This is a genomic window from Leucobacter sp. HNU, from assembly GCF_047946755.1.
In the GTDB taxonomy this organism is placed as follows: Bacteria; Actinomycetota; Actinomycetes; order Actinomycetales; family Microbacteriaceae; genus Leucobacter.
The window spans coordinates 20,725-44,289 of the sequence record NZ_CP178837.1; the positions used below are offsets into that span (position 1 = coordinate 20,725).

Annotated in this window: 23 protein-coding genes and 3 pseudogenes; 12 read left to right on the forward strand and 14 right to left on the reverse strand. The window is 70.3% G+C overall.

Features of this window, described 5'->3' with window-relative positions; all coding sequences use genetic code 11:
* Positions 1-52: 52 nt before the first annotated feature.
* From AB3K78_RS00080 to AB3K78_RS00095, 4 genes are all read right to left on the reverse strand, one after another.
* A complete protein-coding gene (locus AB3K78_RS00080; RefSeq protein ID WP_416445072.1) occupies positions 53-1,009 on the reverse strand; it encodes an arginase family protein in 957 nt (318 codons plus the stop codon).
* Entirely contained in the window at positions 1,006-1,800 is a 795-nt protein-coding gene (locus AB3K78_RS00085) for an amino acid ABC transporter ATP-binding protein (protein WP_416447268.1), read from the reverse strand. The genes AB3K78_RS00080 and AB3K78_RS00085 overlap by 4 nt, the downstream gene beginning before the upstream one ends.
* A 2-nt stretch (positions 1,801-1,802) precedes the next feature.
* Complete coding sequence (locus AB3K78_RS00090) at positions 1,803-2,612, reverse strand: amino acid ABC transporter permease (RefSeq protein WP_416445074.1); 810 nt, start codon at positions 2,610-2,612, stop codon at positions 1,803-1,805.
* 66 nt (positions 2,613-2,678) lie between these two features.
* Positions 2,679-3,551 (reverse strand): ABC transporter substrate-binding protein, encoded by an 873-nt coding sequence (locus AB3K78_RS00095; protein ID WP_416445076.1) that lies wholly within the window; start codon positions 3,549-3,551, stop codon positions 2,679-2,681.
* Positions 3,552-3,775: 224 nt separating this feature from the next.
* On the opposite strand from AB3K78_RS00095, the pseudogene AB3K78_RS00100 reads away from it, so the two are divergent.
* From AB3K78_RS00100 to AB3K78_RS00115, 4 genes and pseudogenes are all read left to right on the forward strand, one after another.
* Positions 3,776-4,479 (forward strand): annotated as a pseudogene (locus AB3K78_RS00100) (FadR/GntR family transcriptional regulator).
* A 15-nt stretch (positions 4,480-4,494) separates the two neighbouring features.
* The gene (locus AB3K78_RS00105; protein ID WP_416445078.1) at positions 4,495-5,499 is read left to right on the forward strand and encodes a gamma-glutamyltransferase; all 1,005 of its coding nucleotides are present in this window, start codon (positions 4,495-4,497) and stop codon (positions 5,497-5,499) included.
* Positions 5,394-6,035, forward strand: a complete 642-nt coding sequence (locus AB3K78_RS00110) for a gamma-glutamyltransferase (RefSeq protein WP_416445080.1) — start codon at positions 5,394-5,396, stop codon at positions 6,033-6,035. The genes AB3K78_RS00105 and AB3K78_RS00110 overlap by 106 nt, the downstream gene beginning before the upstream one ends.
* Positions 6,036-6,070: 35 nt before the next feature.
* The gene (locus AB3K78_RS00115) at positions 6,071-6,847 is read left to right on the forward strand and encodes a sulfite exporter TauE/SafE family protein (RefSeq protein WP_416445082.1); all 777 of its coding nucleotides are present in this window, start codon (positions 6,071-6,073) and stop codon (positions 6,845-6,847) included.
* 27 nt (positions 6,848-6,874) lie between these two features.
* Here the strand turns inward: AB3K78_RS00115 and AB3K78_RS00120 are convergent, their stop codons facing one another.
* Positions 6,875-7,876, reverse strand: coding sequence for an Lrp/AsnC family transcriptional regulator (locus AB3K78_RS00120; protein WP_416445084.1), 1,002 nt, complete (start codon positions 7,874-7,876; stop codon positions 6,875-6,877).
* A 161-nt stretch (positions 7,877-8,037) separates the two neighbouring features.
* Between AB3K78_RS00120 and AB3K78_RS00125 the strand changes: the two genes are divergently transcribed.
* The 6 genes from AB3K78_RS00125 to AB3K78_RS00150 all read left to right on the forward strand — a co-directional run bounded on the left by AB3K78_RS00125 (position 8,038) and on the right by AB3K78_RS00150 (position 15,301).
* Positions 8,038-9,459, forward strand: a complete 1,422-nt coding sequence (locus tag AB3K78_RS00125) for an amidase (RefSeq protein WP_416445086.1) — start codon at positions 8,038-8,040, stop codon at positions 9,457-9,459.
* Between the two features lie 31 nt (positions 9,460-9,490).
* A complete protein-coding gene (locus AB3K78_RS00130) occupies positions 9,491-9,799 on the forward strand; it encodes a hypothetical protein (RefSeq protein ID WP_416445088.1) in 309 nt (102 codons plus the stop codon).
* Positions 9,796-11,241 (forward strand): sodium:solute symporter family protein, encoded by a 1,446-nt coding sequence (locus AB3K78_RS00135; RefSeq protein WP_416445090.1) that lies wholly within the window; start codon positions 9,796-9,798, stop codon positions 11,239-11,241. Before AB3K78_RS00130 ends, AB3K78_RS00135 begins: the two co-directional genes overlap by 4 nt.
* Before the next feature lie 25 nt (positions 11,242-11,266).
* Positions 11,267-12,475, forward strand: coding sequence for an amidohydrolase (locus AB3K78_RS00140; RefSeq protein ID WP_416445092.1), 1,209 nt, complete (start codon positions 11,267-11,269; stop codon positions 12,473-12,475).
* Between the two features lie 88 nt (positions 12,476-12,563).
* A complete protein-coding gene (locus tag AB3K78_RS00145) occupies positions 12,564-13,769 on the forward strand; it encodes a CaiB/BaiF CoA transferase family protein (RefSeq protein WP_416445093.1) in 1,206 nt (401 codons plus the stop codon).
* Positions 13,766-15,301 (forward strand): carboxyl transferase domain-containing protein, encoded by a 1,536-nt coding sequence (locus AB3K78_RS00150; protein WP_416445094.1) that lies wholly within the window; start codon positions 13,766-13,768, stop codon positions 15,299-15,301. The genes AB3K78_RS00145 and AB3K78_RS00150 overlap by 4 nt, the downstream gene beginning before the upstream one ends.
* Here AB3K78_RS00150 and AB3K78_RS00155 read toward each other — a convergent pair.
* From AB3K78_RS00155 to AB3K78_RS00175, 5 genes are all read right to left on the reverse strand, one after another.
* Positions 15,280-15,816 (reverse strand): VanZ family protein, encoded by a 537-nt coding sequence (locus AB3K78_RS00155; RefSeq protein WP_416445095.1) that lies wholly within the window; start codon positions 15,814-15,816, stop codon positions 15,280-15,282. The genes AB3K78_RS00150 and AB3K78_RS00155 overlap by 22 nt on opposite strands.
* A 103-nt stretch (positions 15,817-15,919) precedes the next feature.
* Positions 15,920-17,092, reverse strand: a complete 1,173-nt coding sequence (locus AB3K78_RS00160; RefSeq protein ID WP_416445097.1) for a sensor histidine kinase — start codon at positions 17,090-17,092, stop codon at positions 15,920-15,922.
* Positions 17,085-17,774, reverse strand: a complete 690-nt coding sequence (locus AB3K78_RS00165; protein ID WP_416445099.1) for a response regulator transcription factor — start codon at positions 17,772-17,774, stop codon at positions 17,085-17,087. The genes AB3K78_RS00160 and AB3K78_RS00165 overlap by 8 nt, the downstream gene beginning before the upstream one ends.
* 215 nt (positions 17,775-17,989) lie before the next feature.
* A complete protein-coding gene (locus AB3K78_RS00170; RefSeq protein WP_416445101.1) occupies positions 17,990-18,592 on the reverse strand; it encodes a hypothetical protein in 603 nt (200 codons plus the stop codon).
* Positions 18,589-19,305, reverse strand: a complete 717-nt coding sequence (locus AB3K78_RS00175; protein WP_416445103.1) for a hypothetical protein — start codon at positions 19,303-19,305, stop codon at positions 18,589-18,591. Before AB3K78_RS00175 ends, AB3K78_RS00170 begins: the two co-directional genes overlap by 4 nt.
* Between AB3K78_RS00175 and AB3K78_RS00180 the strand changes: the two genes are divergently transcribed.
* A complete protein-coding gene (locus AB3K78_RS00180) occupies positions 19,304-19,582 on the forward strand; it encodes a hypothetical protein (protein WP_416445105.1) in 279 nt (92 codons plus the stop codon). The two genes, AB3K78_RS00175 and AB3K78_RS00180, sit on opposite strands and share 2 nt — an antisense overlap.
* Positions 19,583-19,828: 246 nt before the next feature.
* On the opposite strand, the gene AB3K78_RS00185 is transcribed toward AB3K78_RS00180, so the two are convergent.
* From AB3K78_RS00185 to AB3K78_RS00200, 4 genes and pseudogenes are all read right to left on the reverse strand, one after another.
* Positions 19,829-20,122: a hypothetical protein gene (locus AB3K78_RS00185; protein ID WP_416445107.1), complete on the reverse strand. Its 294-nt coding sequence runs from the start codon at positions 20,120-20,122 to the stop codon at positions 19,829-19,831.
* Complete coding sequence (locus tag AB3K78_RS00190; protein WP_416445109.1) at positions 20,119-20,637, reverse strand: hypothetical protein; 519 nt, start codon at positions 20,635-20,637, stop codon at positions 20,119-20,121. Before AB3K78_RS00190 ends, AB3K78_RS00185 begins: the two co-directional genes overlap by 4 nt.
* Before the next feature lie 6 nt (positions 20,638-20,643).
* Positions 20,644-20,769: a WXG100 family type VII secretion target gene (locus AB3K78_RS00195; RefSeq protein WP_416445111.1), complete on the reverse strand. Its 126-nt coding sequence runs from the start codon at positions 20,767-20,769 to the stop codon at positions 20,644-20,646.
* Between the two features lie 209 nt (positions 20,770-20,978).
* Positions 20,979-21,721 (reverse strand): annotated as a pseudogene (locus AB3K78_RS00200) (HAD-IIA family hydrolase).
* A 186-nt stretch (positions 21,722-21,907) separates the two neighbouring features.
* Between AB3K78_RS00200 and pgm the strand changes: the two are divergent.
* A pseudogene (pgm, locus tag AB3K78_RS00205) lies at positions 21,908-23,559 on the forward strand (phosphoglucomutase (alpha-D-glucose-1,6-bisphosphate-dependent)).
* Positions 23,560-23,565: the final 6 nt, after the last annotated feature.

Below are 23,565 nucleotides of genomic sequence, written 5' to 3' on the forward strand. Positions count from 1 at the left end.
TCCCGAAACGTCCCGAGTGCAGGTTCTCGAACGTTCAGAACCTGCACTCGGCTCATCTCGGTTCCGCGTGCTCCCGCTCCACGACCGCCTTCAGGAACTCGAGCACCACGTGCGCGGCGAGGCTGCCGGTCTGATCGCGCAGGTCGTGCGTCGGCGAGACGGTGTTGACGTCGAGCACGACGACGTTCAAGACGGCGACCCCCGCGAGCAGTTCGAGGCCCTGCGCCGTGGTGAGGCCGCCCCAGGCCGGTGTGACGACGCCGGGGGCGACCGATGGATCGAAGACGTCCATGTCCCAGCACAGGTAGACGGGACGCGCGCCGACTGTCTCACGGATTTCGTCGAGGATCCCCGGGATCCCGACCTCCCGGATCGCGCGCATGGGCCGCACCCGGTAGCCGAGCCGCTCGGCGACCCCGATCACTCCCGGACGTCCGGCCAGCTCCGTGTCGCGAATGCCGACGTGGAACGACCGGGCCACGTCGACGACGCCCTCGCGGGCGGCGTGCACGAAGGAGTTCGCGTTGGTGAACTCCTGCGGTTCGAACAGCTCGTACGCGTCGGTGTGCGCGTCGAAGTGGACGAGCACCAGATCGGGGTGCCGGCGGTGCGCCTCGCGCAGCTGCGGCAGTGTGACCGCCCCGTCACCGCCGAGCGTCACGGGGATCGCGCCGGCGTCGAGGATCCCGGCGACCTCCGTCGCGATCCGGGCGAAGGCCTCGTCGACCTGTCCGGGGATCACGTCGGCATCGCCGAGGTCGACGAGGCCCAGGTGCGCGATCGGATCGACGCCGAGGTCCTCGGCGCTCTCCGCGACGAGCAGCGAGGCGGCGCGGACGTGGGCCGGGCCGCCCCGCCCGCCGATGCGGGACGGGTGGGAGCCCATGTCGAACGGCACCCCGAGCACTGCGGCGCGGGAACCGGCCGCCGTGTCGGCGCGCGGCGCTCCGAACAGGGTCCCCGACGGCCTGCGGGTCGGGCCGGCTCCGGGCTGGACGTCCACGGTCACAGGACCTTCGAGAGGAACTGCCGGGTCCGCTCGTGCGACGGATTCGTGAACACGATCTCGGGGTCGCCCTGCTCGATGATCGTGCCGGCGTCCATCACGATCACGCGGTCGGCGACCTCGCGCGTGAACCCCATCTCGTGGCTCACGACGATCATGGTCATGCCGGCTGCGGCGAGGTCCTTCATCACTTGGAGCACCTCGCCGACCATCTCGGGGTCGAGCGCGCTCGTCGGCTCGTCGAACAGCATGAGTGCGGGACGCATCGCGAGGGCGCGGGCGATCGCGACCCGCTGCTGCTGCCCGCCCGAGAGGGAGCGCGGACGGGCGTCGGCCTTGTCGGCGAGGCCGACGCGCTGGAGCAGCTCGCGCGCGTAGGCGACCGCATCGGCCTTCTTCTCGCCCTTCACCCGCACGGGGGAGTGCCAGATGTTCTCGAGCACCGTCATGTGCGGGAACAGGTTGAAGTGCTGGAACACGAAGCCGATGTCGGAGCGCTGGCGCGCGAGCTCCCGCGCCGAGATCTCGACGGTCCGGCCGCCGCGTTCGCGCTCGCCGATCCGCTGCCCGTTGACGTGGATCTCGCCGCCCTCGATGGGTTCGAGCCGGTTCAGCGTCCGCAGGAAGGTGGTCTTCCCGGCGCCCGAGGGGCCAACGAGCACGACGACCTCGCCGCGCCGGATCTCGAGTGAGACGTCGGAGAGGATCCGCCGGTCGCCGAACCACTTCTCGATGCCGACCGTGCGCACGATCGGCCCGTCGGAGGTCTGCACGGGGACGGTGTAGTCGGTGATGCTCACGCTGCGGCTCCTTCCAGGGCGGCGATGGGGCTCTTGGGAGCGATGCGATCCCGCTTGCTCCGCATGCCGAAGAGCCGCTTCCAGACGGACTCGGCCTTCGGCAGGCCGGCCTTGGTGTTGAGCCAGTTCTCGATGGCGGTCTGGATGATGGTCCAGATGGTGGTCAGCAGCAAGTAGTACAGCGCGACGACGATGTAGATCTCGAACGCCTTGAACGTGGAGGATGCCATGGTGCTGCCGACCTGGAACATTTCGGCGACGCCGATGATGGAGAGGATCGAGGTGCTCTTCATGAGGCCGTTGAAGGAGTTGCCGAGCGGCGGCACCATGACCCGGATCGCCTGGGGGACGATGATCCAGCGCATGGCGCCGAGCGGGGTCATGCCGAGCGACAGCGCCGCCTCGCTCTGGCCCTTCTCGATCGATTCGAGTCCGCCGCGGACGATCTCCGAGATGTACGCGCTCTCGTTGAGCATGAGGCCGATGATCGCGGCCTGCACCGCGCCCTTGATGAGGAATCCGACCGAGAGGTCCTCGAAGCGGAAGATGTTGGCCGCCGCGAAGCCGGTGTAGAGGATCACGAGCTGGACCAGCAGCGGGGTGCCGCGGATGATCCAGACGTAGAGGCTGGCGATGATGCGCAGGGGGAGGAACCGGCTCCGCCCCATGAGGGCGACGACGAGGCCGAGCACGAGCGCGAGCGCCATCGCGACGATCGAGATGAGGATGGTCAGGGCGAGACCGTTCAGAAAGCTCTGGCTGGGGGCGAGCAGCGCCTGCCAGAAGTACTCCCAGTCGAATGTCATGGTGATGCGTCCTTGCATGTCGGGGTGCGGCGGGGTGCCGGATCGGACGCCCCGCCGCGGAGCGGTCTAGGAGGTCTTGGTGATGTCGTTGGAGCCGACGCCCCACTTGTCGAGCACCTTCCGGTACTCGCCGCTGTCCACGAGCGTCGTGAACGCGTCGTCGAGCGCTGTGTTGAGCGCGGTGTTCTGCTTGAGCGTCGCCGCGCCGATGCGGATCTTGTCGGACGGTTCGCCGACCATCGTGCATGCGCCCTTCGACTGCTTCTCATAGAAGCTCATGATCTCGGAGGTGTCGATGAACGCCTCGACCTGGCCGTTGAGCACCTGCTGCACGGCCGCGGTGCCCTCGTCCACCAGGGTGAGTTCGAGGCGCTTCTCGCCGTCGGCGACGCACTTCTTGGAGAGCTCCTCGGCGCCGTTGCCGCCGGTCGCCCCGGTGATGGCCACGACCTTGGCGCCGCAGAGGCTCTCGTCGAAGCCGGTGATCTTCGCCGGGTTCTTCTTGCTGACGCCCACGCCGGTTCCCGAGTAGAGGTAGGGCACGAAGTTCGCGATCTTCTCGCGCTCGGGCTTGATGTAGAGCGAACCCATGATCACGTCGCACTGCTTGGCCTGCAGCGCGGGGATGAGCCCGGAGAAGGCGTACTCCTCGAGCTTGGTGGTGAGGCCGAGCTGCTTCGCGAGCGCGTTCGCGAGATCGATCTCGACGCCCTGCAGTTCGTTGTTCTCGTCGTAGTAGATGTTCGGCGGGGTGTCGCCGGTGCAGACGGTGAGGGTGCCGGCCTTGAGGACGGTCGGCGGGGCGACCTTGGCGTCGGCGGTCGAGCTCTTCTGGGCCTCGGGGGCGCCCGCGGAGCAGCCGGTGAGCATGGCGACGGACGCGGTCGCGACGACCGCGAGCGCGGCGAGGGTGCGGACGGGGGATGCGGGGAAAGCCACGATGATTTCTCCTTGTCGGTGGTCGGGCCGGTCGGCCCGCTGGCGCATTCCCCGACGGTGGGGCTATGCTGGCTATCGTCTGTTGGTCAGACCAACTGACGAAGCTTCGAGAACCATACCCCGAACGATTCGACCCGTCAACGGAATCCCGCGGGGAAGAAGATCTCGATCCGATGACGGGAATCGCTAGGTTGAAGGCTGTACCGATCACGAAGGAGGCGCCGATGGACTGGTCCGCACTGGGACGCTCGACGACCCTGTCCGTGCCCGAACGGCTGTCGGTCGACCTGGAGCGGTTGATCCTCGACGGCCAGCTGGCACCCGGCGACCGGCTGCCCGCCGAACGCGAACTCGCAGCCCACCTCGGCGTCTCCAGGGTCTCGATCCGCGAGGCCCTGCGCGAGCTCGAGAACCGCGGGCTCATCGACCGCAGGCCCGGCCGCGGCACCATCGTGCTGCAGCCCAGCGACGGCGCGGGGATCACCGACGGCATGCTCACCGGCGTCGCCTCGCTGCGCCCCGAACTGCACGACATCATGGAGCTCCGCGCCATCATCGAGCCCCCCATCGCCCGCATCACGGCGAGCCGCGCCACCGCGCGCGACGTGGCCCAGCTGTGCGAGCTCGTCGAAGCGATGGAGGGGACGCCAACCGGGAACGCTACGCGGAGCTCGACCGGGCGTTCCACCAGGCGATCGCCCAGTACGCCCACAACCCGCTGCTGGCGTTCATCAACAGCGAGATCGCGCAGCAGATCGCGCCGAGCCGCGCGAACCGCTACCAGACCAAGGCCCGCAGGGCCGTCTCGAGCGCCGCCCACCGCCGCATCTACGAGGCCATCGCGGCCGGGGACGGCGACGCGGCCGAACGCGAGGCCCGCGAGCACGTGCTCGACATCGGACGGCAGATCGCCGCCGCGCAGGACTGAGAGGAACGGACGACGATGACCGTGCAGACCACCCGTGGAGCGATCTCCACATCGCATTACCTCGCGACCGAGGCAGGAGCCGCGGCGCTCGACGCCGGCGGGAACGCGATCGACGCGGCGCTCGCCGCCGCGGCCGCGCTCTGCGTCGTCTACCCCAACAACGTCGCGCTCGGCGGCGACCTGGTCGCACTGGTGCGCAGCCCCGATGGCGAGATCCGCTTCCTCAACGGCACCGGTCCCGCGCCCGCCGGTCAGACGCTGGACGCGCTGCGAGCCGCCTACGGCGACCGGCTCCCCCTGCGCGGCATCGACACCGTCACGGTGCCCGGCGGGGTGTGCGGCTGGAACTCCCTGCACGAGTACGGCGCTGCGCTCGGCTGGGCCGACCACTTCGACGCGGCGATCCGCTACGCCGACGATGGCGTGCCGACCGCGAGCTCGGTCGCGGCCGCGATCCTCGAGGACCGGGAATCGCTGGAGCGGGACCCGGGCTGTCGCGAGATCTTCCTCCCCGGGGGCGAGCCGCTCGCCGAGTACGACGACCTCGTGCAGCCGGCGCTCGCGGAGACCCTGCGACGCATCGCCGCGGGCGGATCCGCCGAGTTCTACGAGGGCGAGACCGCCGATCGGTGGATCGCGGGCCTCGCCGCGCTCGGCTCGAAGATCACGAAGCAGGACGCCATCGACTACTCGGCCCACTGGGACGAGCCGCTCAGCGCCCCGTTCGCCGAGCACACGGTGTTCACCGGGCCGCCGAACAGCTCGGGATTCATGCTGCTGCGGACGCTCGAAGTACTCGACGGCCTCGTCGGGGGACCCCCGTCGCGGACCCTCTCGCCACGGGCGCGGGAGAACTCGCCCGCGCCTTCGCCGCGGCCAACGCCGTGCGTGCGGCATCGCTCGCCGACCCCCGCATGGGCGGGCTCAGCGGCGCCGAGCTCATCGAGATGGCGACGCCCGAGCATCCGCTGCCCGGCCAGCCGAAGCCCACGGGCGACACCGTCGGCATCAGCGCGGTGAGCGAGGACGGCTGGGCGATCTCGCTCATCAACTCCGTCTACTTCGGCTTCGGCGCCTGCGTGCTCGATCCCGGGACCGGGATCCTCTTCCAGAACCGCGGCACCTCCTTCTCACTCGATCCCGCCGCCCCGAACGCGTTCGCGCCCCGCAAGCGACCGCGGCACACGCTCATGCCCGTGCTCGTGCTGCACGGCGGCGAGCTGGCGTGGGTGCCCTCGACCATGGGCGGGTCCGCCCAGCCGCAGATCCACACGCAGCTCCTGCTGCGCGCGCTCGAGGGCGGCAACCCTGCCGAGGCGACCCACGCCCCGCGCTGGATGGTGTGCGAGCCGAACGACGCCGGCGAGGTGCGGGTCATGGCCGAGGCCGACGTTCCTGAGGTGGCGCGCGACGCGATCGCGGCCGCCGGATTCCCCATCGACGTCGTGCCCCCGCACTCGGAGGACCTCGGGCACTCGAACCTCATCCGCGTCGACGGCACCGACTACGCTGCGGCGAGCGATCCGCGATCCGACGGTTCGGCGATCGTTCGATGACCGCGGACGCACCCGTACTCACTTTGGAAGGCAGCATGACCGACAGCCCACGCCCCGGAATCATCGTCCTGATCGTGCTCGGTGCGGTCACCGGCCTGCTCTCGGGGCTGTTCGGCATCGGTGGGGGCATCGTCCTCGTGCCGCTGCTCGTGCTGCTGCTGCACTTCCCGCAGCGGCTCGCCGCGGGCACCTCGGTGGCCGCGATCCTGCCGGCGGCGGTGGTGGGCGGCATCGGATACGCGGTGCAGGGCAATGTCGACTGGGTCGCGGCGCTCTGCCTCGCGATCGGCATCGTCGTCGGGGCGCAGATCGGCAGCTACCTGCTGTCGAAGGTCCCCACGGGGTTCCTGCGCTGGATGTTCATGGTGTTCCTCGCCGGGGTCGCCGTCAGCCTGTGGTTCGTGGTGCCCCAGCGCGATTCCGAGATCGGGATCACCTGGTTCTCGGCCGTGATGCTCGTCGTCACCGGTCTGATCACCGGGGTCCTCTCGGGCCTCCTCGGCGTCGGCGGCGGGGTCGTGGTGGTGCCGATCCTGATGTTCTTCTTCGGGGCTTCGGACCTCATCGCGAAGGGCACCTCGCTCATCATGCTGATCCCCGGCTCGATCTCGGGAACCCTCGGCAACTTCCGCCGGCGCAATGTCGACCTGCGCGCGGCGGCCGCGCTCGGGATCTCGGCGAGCGTGCTCTCGCCGCTCGGCTCGGTGCTCGCGACGCACATCTCGCCGCTCTGGTCGAACATCGCCTTCTCGATCCTGCTCGCCTTCGTGCTCGTGCAGATGGCGTTGAAGATGCGGAAGCCCACGGCGTAGGAGGCACTCGGGCCGCGGCTCGACGTGCTACGCGGCGGGACCGCCCGCGACCGGGAGCACGACGTCGCTGCGCTTGTAGTGCGTGAGCAGCGGGCTCGACTCGATGCGCAGCGCGCGCCCCTCGAGGCCCGCCTCGAAGCCGTGGAGCAGGTCGAAGAGCTCGCGCCGCGATGACAGGGTGAGCAGCGCGCGAACGCTGGGCCCTGTCGGCAGTTCCGCGGCCCAGCGGGTGCGCCAATCCCGGGCGAGGAACTCCGCGACCTCGTCGACGCGCGACGCGGGCGCGTGCACGGTCACGAGCGACTCGAGCGGGAAGCCGAGCAGCGCGGGATCGAGCACCGCGCGGATGCTCAGGAAATCGGTGCGCTGCATCTGCGCGATGCGCTTGCGCACGGTCGGCTTGGCGATGCCGACGGCATTCGCGATCGCGTCGATGCTGAGACGGCCGTCGACGCTCAGCAGCCGGATGATCTCGAGGTCGGTCTCGTCGGGGTCCGCGGTCCCGAGCGGCCGCTCCGCCGCGGCCTCCAGCGCTCGGCTCTCGTCCTCGCCGAGCATGTCGAGCTGCTCGGAGCTCAGGATGTTCGGGTGCCAGCCGCGCACGGTGCGCCGGAACCGGTCGATGTACTCGAACGAGTACCCGGTGATCGGCTGCGCCGCGAGCTCCTCCTCGATGAACCGGGAGCGGGCGTCTGCGCGGATGTAGGCCTCGGAGACGATCGCGCTCTCCCCGGCGAGGGTGGCGACCCACAGGGTCTCGGGACGGTGGGCGAGCCAGCTCGCGACGGCGCGCAGGTCGCCGGGGCGGCACTCGATCCGCGCGAAGTAGCCGTCGCCGCGGTCGAGGAGGTGGGGCTGCGACAGGCCGCGAACGTGCACGAGCCCCTGCTCGATGAGCCGCGCGCCCCGGCGTGCCACGGTGCGCTCCTGCAGGCCGGTGGTCTGGGCGATGAGGCGCCACGAAGCGCGTCCGTTGCGCAGCAGCGCCGCGCAGATCTCGCGGTCTGACTGGTCGAGCGGCTCGGTCATCGTGCACCTCCTGATCAGGAGCCTAACGGCTCGGAAGGTGGCTTTTCGGACACGAAAGGTATTCGAGGTTGACAGAATCGCCACGATGTCCCACGATCAATACCTAAAGAGGACATGTCGGGGGCGAAAGTTACCCGATCTACTCATTCAAGGAGGAGTGAGTGACTGAAACGGACATCGATCTCTGCCGCGGCAGCGCCCTGGAGCAGATCGAAGCGCTCGGCCGAGGCGAGCTCTCGGCCCGCGAGCTGCTGCGCGAGACGCGCGAGCGATACGAGCGGATCAACCCGGCGATCAACGCCGTCGTGACGGTGGACTTCGACGCCGCCGAGGTCGCCGCCGCGGAGTCCGATCGTCGCCGCGCAGCAGGGGAGCCCGTCCGTCCGCTCGAAGGCCTCCCCATCGCGGTCAAGGATCTCGAGGACACCGCCGGGCTGCGCAGCACCTACGGCTCCCAGCTGCACGCCGAGCACGTGCCGGCCCGGGACAGCCTCGTGGTCGAGCGCATGCGCGCCGCCGGCGCCGTGATCTACGGCAAGACCAACACTCCCGAGTTCGGCACCGGATCGCACACCTACAACCGCGTCTTCGGCACGACCACCAATCCCTACGCGCCGGATCGCAGCGCCGGCGGATCGAGCGGGGGAGCCGCGGCGGCGCTCGCCGCGGGCCTCTCGTCGGTGGCGGACGGCTCGGACATGGGCGGCTCGCTGCGCAACCCCGCGGCCTTCTGCAACGTGGTCGGCCTGCGCCCGTCGATCGGACGCGTGCCGAACTGGCCCGCGAAGGATGCCTGGGAGTCCCTCGCCACGAACGGGCCGATGGGACGCACCGTCGCAGACACGGCGCTGCTGCTCTCGGTGCTCTCCGGCGGCGATCCGCGCTCGCCGCTCGCGTTCCCCGAGCGCTTCGCGCCGGTCGTTCCCGAGCTCGGGACCCCGCTGCGCATCGGCTGGAGCCGGTCGCTCGACGGGCTCGACATCGAGCCGGCGATCACCGAGGTGCTCGACGGGGAGGGGCTCCCCGCGCTGCAGCGTCTCGGGCACGAGATCGCCGATGTCGAACCCGACCTCTCGGAAGCGGACGCCGCGTTCCGGGTCCTGCGCGGGATCGGATACGCGCGGGGCTTCGGGCCGCTGCTCGAAGCGCACCGCGACATCCTCAGCCCGGAGCTCGTGACCAATACCGAGTACGGCCTGGGGCTCGGGATCGCCGACTTCGCCGAGGCCCGGGAGCAGCGTACGCGCGTGTTCGCCGGAATGGTCGAGCTCTTCGAACGCATCGACGTGCTCGCGGCACCGGTGACCACCGTGCTCCCGTTCTCCGCGGACCAGCACTGGCCGCGCGAGATCAACGGCGTCCCCCAGGCGGACTATCTCGACTGGATGCGGGCGAGCTGGCGGATCACGGTCACCGGTTTCGCCGCCATCAGCGTGCCCTGCGGCTTCAGCCCCGAGGGTCTTCCGGTCGGCCTCCAGCTCATCGCGCCGCCGCGCCGCGAAGCGCTGCTACTGTCCCTCGCCCAGCAGTTCGAGCGCGAACTCCCCGTCTGGCGCACCGTTCCGACGGTGCACGCCGGCTGATCCGAACGCGACCCCATTGCAAAGGAGCAATATGAACCCCCGACTGCTGACGCCCGGACGGGCCGCCATCATCGGCATCCCGATCCTCGGCTTCTTCTCGACCCCGTTCTGGACCTTCGCGCAGGAGCCGACCCTGTGGTTCGGCCTGCCCGCCGTGCTCGTGTGGATCGCGATCCTCGTGGTCCTCACCGTCGTGAGCATCCAGATCGTCGAGTCCCTCTACCTGCGCAACGGCGGTCGCGAGGCCGACCTCGCCGAGAAGGAGCGCCTCGAGACCCGGCAGATCCAGCTGCTGCGCATGGAGCGCATCGCCGCCGAGGAAGAGGAGGGGATCCGATGACCGTCGCGATCATCATCATTCTCGGAATCCTCGTCATCGGGGCGCTCGGCATCGGACTCCGCCGCAGGCAGACGAGCGCCTCGCACTGGGTGGTCGGCAAGCGCGACATCCCGAAGTGGACCACCTGGTTCCTGCAGGCGGGCGAGTCGCTCACCACCTTCAGCTTCCTCGGCCTCGCGGGCCTCGCCTTCGGCGGCGGGGCGAGCGCGGTCTACGCGATCGGCTACCTGACCATGGCCTGGCCGATCAACTACTTCGTCGCACCGCGCATCCGCGATCTCGCCCAGCGCCGCGGCTACCTCACCATGGCCGACTACTTCGAGGACCGGTTCCGGGCGCGCTGGCTCGGAAAGGTCGTCGCGATCATCGGCGCGATCACGCTGATCCCCTACCTGCAACTGCAGATCACGGGTCTCGGCATGATCGTCGAGCTCGCGACCGGCAGCTCCAGCGCCCGCGGCCTGAGCATGGTCATCGCAAGCATCCTCGTCGCGATCTTCGTCGCCTGGTCGGGCATCAAGGGCATCGCCCGCGTCGCGATCCTCAAGGACATCCTCATGGCGCTCGCACTCGTCGTCGTGATCGCCGGGGTCGCGATCAGCTTCAACGGCATCAGCCCCGTGTTCGCGGAGATCGCGGACCGGACGCCGACGCTGCTCACGCTGCAGGCCGACGGGTTCGGGCCGGTGTGGTTCGTCACTTCGATGCTCGTCACCGTGATCGGCGCGGGCTTCGCGACGCTGCCGCACCTGTGGCCGCCCATGCTCGCCGCGAAGAGCGGCGAGGTGCTGCGGAGCAACTCGAAGTGGCTGCCGATCTACCAGCTGCTGCTGTTCATCCCGATCATGGTCGGCATGGCGGCCGTGCTGAAACTGCCCGCCGACACCCCCGGCAACGCGGTGCTGCTCACCATGACCGGGAACATCGTGCCCGATTGGCTGCTCGGCCTCGTCGCGGTCGGTGGCGCCTCGGCGGCGATGGTGCCCGCCGCCGGCATCGTGATGGGCATCTCGACGCTCGTGAGCTCCAACGTGCTCCAGCGGGTGAGCCCCGCGCGCAAGATGACCGTCAACTACGTGGTCATCGTGGTCGCGCTCGGGCTGGCGCTCGCCTTCGGCCTCGTCCGGTCGGACATCGGCGCGCTGCTGCTGCTCACCTACGGAGGTACGACGCAGCTCGCCCCGGGCATCGTCCTGGCCCTGCAGCGGAAGGTGCGCGTCGGCGCATGGCCGGTGGGCCTCGGCGTCATCGTCGGCGTGCTCACCGTCGCGACGATCACCTTCGCGGGGATCCCCACCGGGGGCATCGACTCCGGGCTCATCGCCCTCGTCCCGAACCTCGTCGTGGTCGCCATCGCCGAGGCGATCCGCCGCGCACGCGGGGGTACGGCGGTCGAACAGGTCGAATTCGAAGACGAGGCCGCGGTCTCGGCCGCGCGATGACCGCGGACGACGAAAGGAACCGGTCATGCTGCACACCCTCCTGACGGACGCCGAGCGAGAGACGCTGCACGCGGACTACCGGCACCTCCACGCGAACCCGGAGCTCTCGATGCAGGAGCACCGCACGGCCGAGTTCATCGAGGCCCGGCTCGGCGCACTCGGGATCGAGCACTTCCGCTGCGGCGGCACGGGCGTCGTCGGCGTCCAGCGCAACGGCGACGGCCCGGTCATCGGGTTCCGCGCCGACACCGACGGGCTGCCGATCCGGGAGGACACGGGCGCCGACTACGCCTCCTCAGCCACCGGTGCGCTCGCGGACGGCACCGTCGTCCCGGTGATGCACGGCTGCGGCCACGACACCCACGTCGCAGTCGCGCTCGCCGCGGCCGCCGCGATGGCCCGGCAGCCGGGCGCCTGGTCGGGCACCGTCGTCTGGATCTTCCAGCCGGGCGAGGAGACCGCTGCCGGTGCCGCGGCCATGGTCGCCGACGGGCTGTGGGATCGGGCACCGCTGCCCGAGCTCGTGCTCGGGCAGCACGTCGTCCCCGAGACGCCCGCCGGGACCGTCGCGCTCGCGACGGGCCCGGCGATGGCCATGGCCGACTCGCTCAGGGTCACCGTGCGCGGCAGGCAGTCGCACGGATCGCAGCCCCAGGACTCCATCGACCCGATCGTGCTCGGCGTCCACATGGTCGCCCGGCTGCAGACCATCGTCTCGCGGGAGCTGTCGCCGCAGTCACCGGCGGTCGTCACCTGCGGGACCTTCCACGCGGGGCTGAAGGAAAACATCATCCCCGACCGGGCCGAGTTCACCCTCAACATCCGGACGCTCACGGAGGACGTGCGCGACCGAGTCCTCGCCGCGATCGTCCGCATCGTGAACGCGGAGGCCGACGCCTCGGGCGCTCCGCGCCCCGAGATCGAGGAGCTGTACCGGTTCCCCCGCCTGCACAACGACGAGGAGCGGACGGAGGCCGTGCGTGCCGCGCTGCAGGCCGAGCTGGGCGAGCGGAACGTGCTCGAGATCCCGCCGGCGATGGGATCGGAGGATTTCGGCACCCTCCCCGACGGCGCCGGTGCACCGGGCGTCTACTGGGTCTTCGGCGGCTTCCCCGCAGATCACCCGGCGCCGCCCGTGAACCACTCGCCGCACTTCCTCCCCGTGCTGGAGCCGACGCTCAGCACCGGAGTGCGCGCGGCGCTCGCCGCACTGGGGCACGCACTGGGCCGGTGAGCCCGCCCGCCGATCGGGCCGGGCTCGATCCCGGCTCGGCCGGAACCGACCACGAGATCGAAACACAGAAACGCAGAGAGGACGCACGATGAACGAGGGCTCGCTCGAAGACCTGCTGGTGATCGATCTGTCCCGCGCACTCGCGGGACCGCACGCCGGGCAGATGCTGGGGGATCTCGGCGCACGGGTGATCAAGGTCGAGTCGCCGGGCAGCGGGGACGACACCCGATCATGGGGGCCGCCGTTCGTCGACGGCGCCGATGGCCGCTCCTACTCCACCTATTTCCTGTCGTGCAATCGCAACAAGGAATCGATCGCGCTGGATCTGAAGAGCGACGACGGGCGTACGGTGCTGACCGGCCTGCTCGAACGGGCCGACGTGCTCATCGAGAACTTCCGCACCGGCGTGATGGATCGGCTCGGCTTCGGCACCGCCGCGCTCGCCGAGCTGAATCCCCGACTCGTCCAGCTCTCGATCACGGGCTTCGGCCACGACGGCCCGGAGGGCGGGCGCGCGGGCTACGACCAGATCGTGCAGGGCGAGGCCGGCCTGATGTCGATCACCGGCCCGGGACCCGACGACCCGCAGCGGGTCGGGACCCCGATCGCCGACCTGCTCGGCGGGATCCACGGCGTGGTCGGCGTGCTCGCGGCGCTGCACGAGCGGGATCGCACGGGACGCGGGCGCGTGGTGCGCACCTCGCTGCTGTCGTCGATCGTCGGCGTGCACGCGTTCCAGGGCACGCGGGTCACCGTGGCGGATCAGACCCCGCAGGCCCAGGGCAACCACCACCCGTCGATCGCGCCGTACGGGCTGTTCCGCTGCCGAGACGGCGCGGTGCAGATCAGCGTCGGCAGCGAGCGGCTGTGGCAGGCGTTCTGCGCCGAGTTCGGGCTGGACCCCGCGACCCCGGGGCTCGGAACCAACCCGGAGCGCGTCGCGCGGCGCGGCGAGACCGTCTCGTTCGTCGAGGAGGCCTTCGCCGAGCACGACGCCGCGCCCCTGCTGGAGCGGCTGCGCGCCGCGGGGATCCCCGCCGGGAAGGTGCGCGATCTCACCGAGGTCTACGAGTGGGACCAGGTCCGCTCGCAGGGGCTCATCGTCGACGTGCACCACGCGACGCTCGGCAGCATCTCGCTGCCGGGGCCGGCGATCCGCTTCTTCGACGTCGACGCGGCGGGGGAGACCGAGCGCGCGCGGACCGCGCACCAGGCGCCTCCCGTGCTGGACCAGCACGGCGACGCGATCCGCGCCTGGCTCGCGGGCGCGCCGCTCGCGGAGAATGCGGCATGAGCGCCGCGGGAACGGCTCCGGCCGGTGCCGCGCGCCGCCTCTCGGCCGCGCAGCTCATCGAACTCATCTCGGATCCCGGCAGCTATGTCCCCTGGGATGCGCCGCCGGCCGAGCCCGACCTCGGCGAGACCTACCGCGAAGAGCTCGCCCGGGCGGCGGAGCGGAGCGGCGCCGATGAATCGATCGTCACGGGCGAGGCGCTCATCGACGGCCGCCGGGTCGCGCTCATCGCCTGCGAGTTCGCGTTCCTCGCGGGATCCATCGGGGTGGCATCGGCCGAGCGCTTCGTCGCCGCGATCGAGCGGGCCACCGCCGAGCGCTTGCCGGTGCTCGCCTCCACGGCATCGGGCGGCACCCGCATGCAGGAGGGGACGCTCGCGTTCGTCGCCATGGTGAAGATCGCGGCGGCGGTCGCGGCCCACCAGGCCGAGGGGCTGCCCTACCTCGTCTACCTCAGGCACCCGTCGACCGGCGGAGCCCTCGCCTCCTTCGGCTCGCTCGGCCAGGTCACCGTGGCCGAGCCCGGTGCGCTCGTCGGCTTCCTCGGACCGCGGGTCTACGAGGCGCTGTACGGCGAGCCCTTCCCCGCGGGCGTGCAGTCGGCCGAGAACCTCGCGCGGCTCGGGATCATCGACGGCGTCCTCCAGCCCGACGCGCTGCGCGAGGTCGTGCAGCGCACGCTGCGACTGCTCGAGCGTCCGACCCACGCGGCGCTGGTCGCCCGGGCGGCAGATCCGGGGGCGGCCTCCGCCGATCCCGAGGGATCCTCGGCCACCTGGGAATCGGTCACGCGCACGCGGGATCGCAGGCGGCCGGGGCTCCGCGAGCTGCTGCGTCACGCCGCCGGCGACATCGTCCCGCTGTCGGGAACGGGGCAGGGCGAACGCGACCCCGGGCTCTCGCTGAGCCTCGCGCGCTTCGGCGGCATCCCCGCGGTGGTCGTCGGCCAGGACCGCCGCACACAGCGCGCATACGCTCCGCTCGGCCCGGGGGCGCTCCGAGCCGCCCGCCGCGCCATGCACCTGGCGGAGGAGCTGCGGCTGCCGCTCGTCAGCGTCATCGACACCCCGGGTGCGGCACTCTCGCGCGCCGCGGAGGAGGGCGGGCTCGCGAGCGAGATCGCCCACTGCCTCGCCGATCTCGTGAGCCACCGCGGCCCGACGCTCTCGGTGCTGCTCGGCGAGGGCACCGGCGGCGGGGCGCTCGCCCTGCTCCCCGCCGACCGCACGATCGCGGCCGAGCACGCCTGGCTCTCGCCGCTGCCGCCGGAAGGAGCATCGGCCATCGTGCACCGGGACACGGCGCATGCCGCGGAGCTCGCCGAGCAGCAGGGCGTCGCCTCGGCGTCGCTCCGTGCGAACGGCATCGTCGACCGGATCGTCGCGGAACTGCCCGACGCCGCGCGCGAACCGGTCGATTTCTGCGGCCGGATGCGCGATGCGATCGCGCAGGAGCTCGCGGGGCTCATGCTGCAGCGAGGGGATCGGCGCCGGGTGGCGCGGCTCGACCGCTACCGCCGGATCGGGATCTGAGCGTCGGAGCCGGAGCGCACGACGCAGCTGGCGGGGTCGCCGGGGACGGCGCAGGAGACATCCCGCTGCCGGACGTGCAGCGGGGAGACGCACACCGCGACGGCGGCAGCAAGCGCCAGCGCGGTGCCGGCGACGCAGAGGCGGGCCAGGATCGGCGCGGCCCGTCTGCCGAGCGCGCGGCGGGCGAGCATCAGGATCCCGAGCCCCGCGAGCCCGCCCGCGGTGTTCACGAGCACGTCGGTGACATCGGAGACGCCGACCGCGAGGGCGAACTGCGCGAGCTCGAGCAGCAGGCTCGCGGCCGCCGAGTACCCGGCCGTCGCCCAGAGCAGGCGACGTGCCGACCAGCGCCGCGGGGCGAGCAGTCCGATGTGCCAGCCGAGCGGAAGGAAGAGCACGAGGTTCGCGACGACTTCGAGGGAAAGCTCGCCGTCGCGTCGGTGTCCGCACCGAAGGGGACGAGCTTGATCACGCGGAGTCCGCCCGTGCCGATGTACGGAACCTCGAGCTTCCACAGCACCGCCCAGACCAGCGCGAGCAGCGTGCCGCAGAGGCTCGCGATGAGCGCGCTGCGCGGAATGGGACGCCGGTCTGCGCGTACGGTCGTGCGCTCCGGCATCAGCTCTCGCGGTCCGGGGCGCTCGGGCGCATCGGTCGGTGCGGGCTCCCGGGATCGCCCGTCGGTAGCACGACGGTCGCCCGCAGGCCGCCGTCCGGCAGCGCCGCCAGGTCGAGGGCGCCGTCGTGCGCCGTGACGATGCTCTGCACGATCGCGAGGCCCAGGCCGACGCCGGCCTGATCGCTGCGGATGCGGCCGGTGCCGCGACGGAACGGCTCGGTGAGGGTCGAGACGAGCTCGGGGCTGATCCGCTCGCCCGTGTTCTCGACCGTGATCGTCGAGGTCTCTGAGCCCGCGGCGGTGCGCACCCGGACGGTCCCGCCTGCCGGGAGGTTGTGCACGATCGCGTTGTGCACGAGATTCGTCACCGTCTGCAGCAGGAGGGCGGGGGATCCGAAGGCGAGCGCGACCTCGCCCTCCGTCTCGACAGCGACGCCGTGTTTCTCGGCGAGCGGCAGCAGCGTCTCGGCCGCCTCCTCGCCGAGCAGGGAGAGGTCGATCCGTTCGCGGTCGAAGGATCGCCGATCGGCGCGGCTCAGCACGAGCAGCGCCTCGGTCAGCTCGATCGCCCGCGCGTTGACGGTGCGGAGGCGCTCCAGCAGCTCGTCATCGGCCCGGGCGGGTTCGCTCTGCGCGACCTCGAGCATGGTCTGCGTGATCGCGAGCGGGGTGCGGAGCTCGTGGGAGGCGTTCGCCGCGAAGCGCTGCTGTTCGGCGACCTGGGACTCGAGCCGGTCGAGCATCGCATCGAAGCCGTCGGCGAGCTCCCGGAACTCGTCGTGGCGCCCCTCGAGCTCGATGCGGTGCGAGAGCGATCCGTCCGAGACCCGACGGGTCGCTGCGGTGATCCGGCGCAGCGGACCCAGCATGCGGCCTGCCAGGATCCAGCCGCCGATCAGCCCGAAGACGAGCAGCGCGAGGAGTGCCCAGATCGCGGCGGGGACGAAGGCGCGGATCAGGTCGTTGCGTCCCGGGAAGAACCGGCTCGGGAACTCATCGGGTGAATCCGGGTGCGAACCGACGAAGGCATCGGTCGGCACGTAGCGCAGCAGGAACACCCAGACGACCGAGAGCAGCAGGGCGCCGGTGAGCAGCACGACGGCGGCGTAGCTGAGCGTGAACTTCAGCCGGACGCTCAGGCCGGGTTCGCGACTCGCCGCCGGCCTAGGCACCGCCGGGTCCCTCCTCGCCCGGCTCGGCGTCGATGCGGTACCCGACGCCGGGCACCGTCGCGATGAGCCACGGCTCGCCGAGCCGCTTGCGCAGCGCGGACATCGTGATCCGCACGGCGTTCGTGAACGGATCGGCGTTCTCATCCCAGGCCCGCTCCAGCAGCTCCTCGGCGCTGATCACGCCGCCCTCGGCGGCGACGAGCACCTCGAGTACGGCGAACTGCTTGCGGGTGAGGGCCACGTAGCGCCCGTCGCGGTACACCTCGCGGCGGAACGGGTCGAGTCGGAGCCCGGCGATCTCGCGCACCGGCGGGCGGTGGTGCGCGCGGCGGCGATCGAGCGCGCGCAGCCGCAGCACGAGCTCGCGCAGCTCGAACGGCTTCGTCAGGTAGTCGTCGGCGCCGAGCTCGAAACCCGAGGCCTTGTCGTCGATCCGATCGGCCGCCGTGACCATGAGGATCGGAATGCCGCTGCCCGACTCGACGATGCGCTGTGCGATCTCATCGCCCGACGGGCCTGGCACATCGCGGTCGAGCACCGCGATGTCGTAGGAGTTGATGCTCAGCAGCTCGAGCGCGGTGTCGCCGTCGCCCGCGATGTCGGCCGCGATGGCTTCGAGCCGCAGGCCGTCGCGGACGGCCTCGGCCATCAGGGGCTCGTCTTCGACGATCAGTACGCGCATGCCCCCATGCTAGGAGCCCCGGCGTATCGTCGGCGTATCGGATCCGTCGCGCGGAGTCGGGCGGTCTCCGGCGTACTGGGCGTGTGTGCCTGGGCAGCGGGATCGCCCTGCTGTTCCGCGGCAATTCGCCCGAGCTTGCCTCATCGTCGGTGCGAACGCAAGGTACGCGGGCACCAGGCCCATGCCAGGAAAGCCAATTTCTCGCCCGCGCGCGATTAGCCAGCACCCTCCCCGGCTCCCGGCGGAATCTTCACCTGCGACATCGCCAGTTCGATAGATTCCATGAAATATCGGGCCCAGGATTGGCTGCCGCTTTTCGCCCAGATTCGCTCGTCATGCTCCATCTCGTCGCGGAACTCGGCGACGAAATCTGCGACGTTCCCAGCGTACTTGAGAACAAAGTCATCTATACCCGCGATAAGTCGATATTCGTACTCTTCTGAATATAGGATGGCCGCAGTCTTCTCCCTGTTGAATAGCAGATAGCTTCTCGGAGTGTAGAAGTCGGATAGAGATTCTTCGTGCCCTCCCGGGAACATGTGAGAGACGGGATCGACAACTTCAATGAGGTTGCTTGGGTCATCGACATCATCGACCTCTGCGGCGTACCATCGAAAAGGCGCCATTGCGCGCCGCACCCTTTCCATGGGGGTTGTATCAAAGTGAATCCCCTGATTGTCGTTCCTCTCGGGGAGGCAAAAGATGTCATCCCTGGCGAGCCATTCCGGAGAAAGGTAGTGCGAATCTGGCCCCATGAGTTCTCGAGCGGTTCGCCGGATCCGCTCAAGCTCTGAATGATCGGAGATCTGATTTATCATTCTTCATACCTAAATTTGACTCTTGTTCCTCTGGCCTTGTCGATTACCTCAAAGGTGGGGCGACTCTCTCCGCTGCTCAGCGGGCGAACATTCATTGTTCGCCCATCCGGGAGGGAGAGGTACAGCGTCCCCTTCTTTGAAGTTCTCGGCACCACTCCGCCCGATAGACGTCTGAAGTCCCGCTGCGCCTGTTCGAACCCACCGGTCAGCTCATATTGCGTCGTTCCGCTCTTCGCGTTGTCGTTGAGGAGCTTTGCTCTGCTCTTCAGCTTCTCGAACCTGGAATCGAATGTGGCGGTCGATAGCGGTCTGCCGAGTCGCCCGACGCGCGCCATGCGTCCGAGCTTGCTCAGCGGGATCGCCCAGGACGCCGTGATCACGGTCACGCGTCCCGCGCTCTCCGGCGAACCTTCGCCCCAATCGTCCCAGCCGAAGAGCGCGTTCGCCAGCTGGTGCCAGGTCTCACCGCTTTCGAAGAGCTCGGCCTTCTCGCGTTGGCGTTCGTGCCACGCGTCCGGATCCGTGAGGAACTCGAGGGACTCTGCGAACTGCTCGGGCGCATCCGCGAGCGGGACCGCGAGTCTCAACAGGGCCACGATCTCGTCCCAGGTCTGAAGCGAGAAGCCCTTCCAGAACTCCGCGCCGCGCGCCAGATCGATATCGGGGTTGTAGCCGGGAGGCGCCAGTACGGTGGGGCGCACTCCAGATGCCATGACCGCTGCCGCTCGGATCTCGCTCGCGATCTCGTCGCCCTGCCGGTCGAACGCGGTCTTCGCAGCCCGGGCGCGGGTGTTCGCCGCCGCGAGCGCCGTCGCGCCGGGGTCGCTGAAGGGAGCGACCGTCGCTTCGGCGGTTCCCGGGTCGGCCAGTGCGGCTCTGCGGGATGCTTCGCGGTGCTCGCTCATCGCGGCAGCAGTCGTCCGTTCTGCGGCCGCGGCGTCGCTGATCGCGGCACCGATCTCTGCCCGCGCCGCGGTGAACGCGGATTGATAGCGCATCATCGCGCTCGAGACCCGGTTCAGCGCGGTCGGCGCTTTCGCGGTTCGCCCCGTTCGCGCGGCGTGAACGCCGCCCACTGGGCCGCGGCTCGCCCCGTCCAGTGAGGAATGGCCATCGACTGCCAGGCTTCGCTCACCGCCCGGGCTGGAGCGATTCCCGATCCGACTGTTTCCAGGGCGCGTGCGATCTCTCCCGGATTGCCCGGCAGAACCTGCGCGGCAGAGCTGCTGCCCGTGATCATCGACCGCTCCCGAGCCGCGATGCGGCCCGTGCGAGCAGCGCGTCGACGCGATCGGTATCCGCCGCAGCGGAACGCAGCAGCCGGGCGGCGTGCTGTGCGGCGCTTCCCCGCAGTCGGAACTCGCCCGACCAGGAGGCGCGGAACGCCTCGAGAGCGGCCGAGACGCCCGCGTGCCCGATGTCTCCGCCGCGCATCCGATGCACCGGATTCACCGAGATCGCGTTCTCGATGGTGGCCGCGTTGGCCGCGGCGTTGCGGAGCTGCTGCGACGAGCACTCGAAGCGGCTCATGTGCTTCCTCCCGTGAGTACGCCGATGGATGATCCCGAGCTCCACTCGAGGGGGCCGCTGGTCAAGGTGCCATCGGGCAGGAGCTCGAGATTGATCGCCGCGGGCGGTGCCCCGCCCGCGAGGGGCGGAGCGCCCTCCCGAGCACGCAGATCGATGACCGCGCCCGTTTCCGATCCGGGGTCGACGAACAACCGGCGCGCACGCACCGGGAGCTCGAAGAACTCTGCCCCAGTCATCCGCACCCAGTCGTAGCCGTCGTCGGGGTCGTTGAGATCGAGCTGCCCGGTGCTCACCACGAATTCCGCCAGGGACTCCTGGGAGGAGAACGCGGGCGTGACCAATTGATCCTCGACGCGGAAGACCGGCGCCCCGAAGTGTCGCGGGCGCTGCAGGAACAGCTCGCAGAGGTCGAACAGGTGCCAGAGCTTCGCTTCGTCGGCGAGTCCCCGATTCCACAGCACGGCGAACTCGGTCAGCAGCGGCGGCGAGTTCTCGCCCGTCGGAACGGCCGCCAAGATCGGCTAGTTGATCTTCGCGGCGATCTGCGACTGCAGGTTCTGCAGCTTCGACGTGATCTCCGCACGCCCCGAACCCAGCTGCGTCGCGGCCTGCTCGATCTCCGCGTAACTGACCTTGATATTCGACATGGGAGAACCCGCTCTCGCTGTGCTCGCCTTGCGCCAGGGGGAGGCTCCGGGCCGCAAGGCGAACGCCGCCGGAACTGCGATTCACCGTACGATACGCCTATACCGAACACAAATCCGGATTTAATATCCCCGGATCCGCGAATTTCACCTCGGGGTGCACGCGATGGGGCCCGATGCTCCGGAACCCGCGAGCGAACGGACCCCGAGCGCTACGCGACCGGGTCGAGCAGATCGGCGACCGAGCCGAGCACCTCGTCCGGACGGAACGGGAACTTCTCGATCTCGCGCTGATCCGAGATGCCCGTGAGCACGAGCACCGTGTGCAGGCCCGCCTCCATGCCCGCCACCACGTCGGTGTCCATGCGGTCGCCGATCATCGCGGTGTTGTGGGAGTGCGCACCGATCCGGTTGAGGGCCGAGCGGAACATCATCGGGTTCGGCTTGCCCACGATGTAGGGCTCGCGTCCGGTGGCCTTGGTGATGAGCGCGTTGATGGCGCCGGTCGCCGGAAGCGGTCCCTCGGAGCTCGGACCCGTGGCGTCGGGATTCGTCGAGATGAAGCGGGCCCCGCGATCGATCAGGCGGATCGCCTTGGTGATCGCCTCGAACGAGTAGTTGCGGGTCTCGCCGACCACGACGAAGTCGGGATCGGTCTCGGTCATCACGTACCCCGCATCGTGCAACGCCGTGAGGATTCCCGCCTCGCCGATCACGAACGCCGAACCGCCGGGCTTCTGCTGCTTGAGGAACGCCGCCGTCGCGAGCGCGCTCGTCCAGATGCGGTCCTCGGGCACGTCGAGCCCGGAGGCCGAGAGCCGGGCGCTGAGATCGCGGGCGGTGAAGATCGAATTGTTCGTCAGCACGAGGAAGGGGTGCCGTCCGCCTGCCAGCGCTCGATCAGCTCGGCAGCGCCCGGGATCGCACGGTTCTCGTGCACGAGGACGCCGTCCATGTCGGTGAGCCAGCACTCGATCCGCGCGCGGGGATTCCCCTCCGCCTCCGCGGGGACGGTCTCGATCGAGGACTGCGGGACGGCGTCGCGTGCTTCGCTCATAGGCACAGAGTAGTCCCGGCCGGTGAACGCGCGGTGCCGCGCGGCCTCACCGGTTCTTCTGGCTTCCGGTGGGAGACTGGATCCATGCACGACCGAGCCGCCGCACCCGCGCGCCCCGAGGACCTCGTCGACCTCGATGCGCTGCTCTCCGCGTTCGACGAGCGCGTCCCCGATCCGAGCGATCCGGCGCAGCGCGTCGTATTCGGCACCTCCGGGCACCGGGGATCCTCGCTCGACGGCTCTTTCAACGCGGCGCACATCGTCGCCATGAGCGCGGCCATCGCCGAGTACCGCGCCGAGCAGGGCATCGCGGGGCCGCTCTTCCTCGGCGCCGACACCCACCCGCTCTCCGCGCCCGCCGAGCGGATCGCCCGCGAGGTGCTCTCTGCCGCGGGGGTCCGCGTGCTCGCCCGATCGGGCACGGGAGACGAGATCTACGTGCCGACCCCGGCGGTCAGCCACGCGATCCTCACCCACAACCGCGGACGCGACGCCGACGACCCCGATCGGGCCGACGGCATCGTGGTCACCCCGAGCCACAACCCGCCGCGCGACGGCGGCTTCAAATACAACCCGCCGCACGGCGGACCCGCCGACACCGACGCGACCGCCTGGATCGCCGGCCGCGCGAACGAGCTGCTCGAGCACGGCGTCGAAGCGATCCCGCGGGCCGGCCGCGATGCGGTCGCGGGCGAGCCCGTCGGCCGCTACGACTTCCTCGGCGAGTACGTCGAATCGCTCGACGGCGTCATCGACCTCGACGCGATCCGCCGTTCGGGGCTGCGCATCGGCGCGCACCCCTCGGCGGGGCCAGCGTCGCCTACTGGGCCGCGATCCGCGACCGCTACGAGCTCGACCTCACCGTGCTCGGCCCCGGGGTCGACCCGCGCTGGTCGTTCATGCACCTCGACTGGGACGGCAAGATCCGCATGGATCCCTCCTCGGCGCAGGTGATGTCGACCGTGGCCGGCTACCGCGACGACTTCGACCTGGTCACGGGCAACGATGCCGACGCCGACCGCCACGGCATCGTCACCGCCGACGCCGGCCTCATGAACCCCAACCACTTCCTCGTGGTCGCCATCGACTACCTGCTGAGCCACCGGCCCGGCTGGGCGCCCGAGGCGGGCATCGGCAAGACCCTCGTCTCGTCCGGGCTCATCGACCGCGTCGTGGCCGCGCATGGCCGCACGCTGCTCGAGGTGCCGGTCGGCTTCAAGTGGTTCGTCCCCGGGCTCGTCGACGGCACCGTCGTGTTCGGCGGAGAGGAGAGCGCGGGCGCATCCTTCCTCCGCTTCGACGGGACGCCCTGGAGCACCGACAAGGACGGGATCCTGCTCTGTCTGCTGGCAGCGGAGATCCAGGCCGTCACCGGGCAGTCGCCGTCGCAGCGGTACCGCGAGATCGCCGACCGGCTCGGGGACCCCGCATACGCGCGCGTGGACGCCCCCGCGACGCCCGAGCAGAAGGCCCGGCTCGCGGCCCTCGCCCCCGCCGACGTGACCGACACCGAGCTCGCCGGCGATCCCATCACCGCGGTGCTCACGACCGCTCCCGGGAACGGGGCGGACATCGGCGGCCTCAAGGTGCAGACCGAGCACGCCTGGTTCGCCGCGCGTCCCTCGGGCACCGAGCACGTCATGAAGATCTACGCCGAGTCGTTCCGCGGCCCCGAGCACCTCGCGCAGGTGCAGGAGGCCGCGCGCCGACTCGTCGACCGGGTCCTCGACGCGTAACCGGGC

Excerpts from the sequence above, each read along its gene's own strand:
- AB3K78_RS00090 (WP_416445074.1), bottom strand. The coding sequence starts at position 2,612 with ATGACATTCGACTGGGAGTACTTCTGGCAGGCGCTGCTCGCCCCCAGC.
- AB3K78_RS00105 (WP_416445078.1), top strand. The coding sequence starts at position 4,495 with ATGACCGTGCAGACCACCCGTGGAGCGATCTCCACATCGCATTACCTC.
- AB3K78_RS00110 (WP_416445080.1), top strand. The coding sequence starts at position 5,394 with ATGGGCGGGCTCAGCGGCGCCGAGCTCATCGAGATGGCGACGCCCGAG.
- AB3K78_RS00115 (WP_416445082.1), top strand. The coding sequence starts at position 6,071 with ATGACCGACAGCCCACGCCCCGGAATCATCGTCCTGATCGTGCTCGGT.
- AB3K78_RS00120 (WP_416445084.1), bottom strand. The coding sequence starts at position 7,876 with ATGACCGAGCCGCTCGACCAGTCAGACCGCGAGATCTGCGCGGCGCTG.
- AB3K78_RS00130 (WP_416445088.1), top strand. The coding sequence starts at position 9,491 with ATGAACCCCCGACTGCTGACGCCCGGACGGGCCGCCATCATCGGCATC.
- AB3K78_RS00135 (WP_416445090.1), top strand. The coding sequence starts at position 9,796 with ATGACCGTCGCGATCATCATCATTCTCGGAATCCTCGTCATCGGGGCG.
- AB3K78_RS00140 (WP_416445092.1), top strand. The coding sequence starts at position 11,267 with ATGCTGCACACCCTCCTGACGGACGCCGAGCGAGAGACGCTGCACGCG.
- AB3K78_RS00145 (WP_416445093.1), top strand. The coding sequence starts at position 12,564 with ATGAACGAGGGCTCGCTCGAAGACCTGCTGGTGATCGATCTGTCCCGC.
- AB3K78_RS00150 (WP_416445094.1), top strand. The coding sequence starts at position 13,766 with ATGAGCGCCGCGGGAACGGCTCCGGCCGGTGCCGCGCGCCGCCTCTCG.
- AB3K78_RS00165 (WP_416445099.1), bottom strand. The coding sequence starts at position 17,774 with ATGCGCGTACTGATCGTCGAAGACGAGCCCCTGATGGCCGAGGCCGTC.
- AB3K78_RS00170 (WP_416445101.1), bottom strand. The coding sequence starts at position 18,592 with ATGATAAATCAGATCTCCGATCATTCAGAGCTTGAGCGGATCCGGCGA.
- AB3K78_RS00180 (WP_416445105.1), top strand. The coding sequence starts at position 19,304 with ATGACCGCTGCCGCTCGGATCTCGCTCGCGATCTCGTCGCCCTGCCGG.
- AB3K78_RS00175 (WP_416445103.1), bottom strand. The coding sequence starts at position 19,305 with ATGGCATCTGGAGTGCGCCCCACCGTACTGGCGCCTCCCGGCTACAAC.
- AB3K78_RS00185 (WP_416445107.1), bottom strand. The coding sequence starts at position 20,122 with ATGAGCCGCTTCGAGTGCTCGTCGCAGCAGCTCCGCAACGCCGCGGCC.
- AB3K78_RS00195 (WP_416445111.1), bottom strand. The coding sequence starts at position 20,769 with ATGTCGAATATCAAGGTCAGTTACGCGGAGATCGAGCAGGCCGCGACG.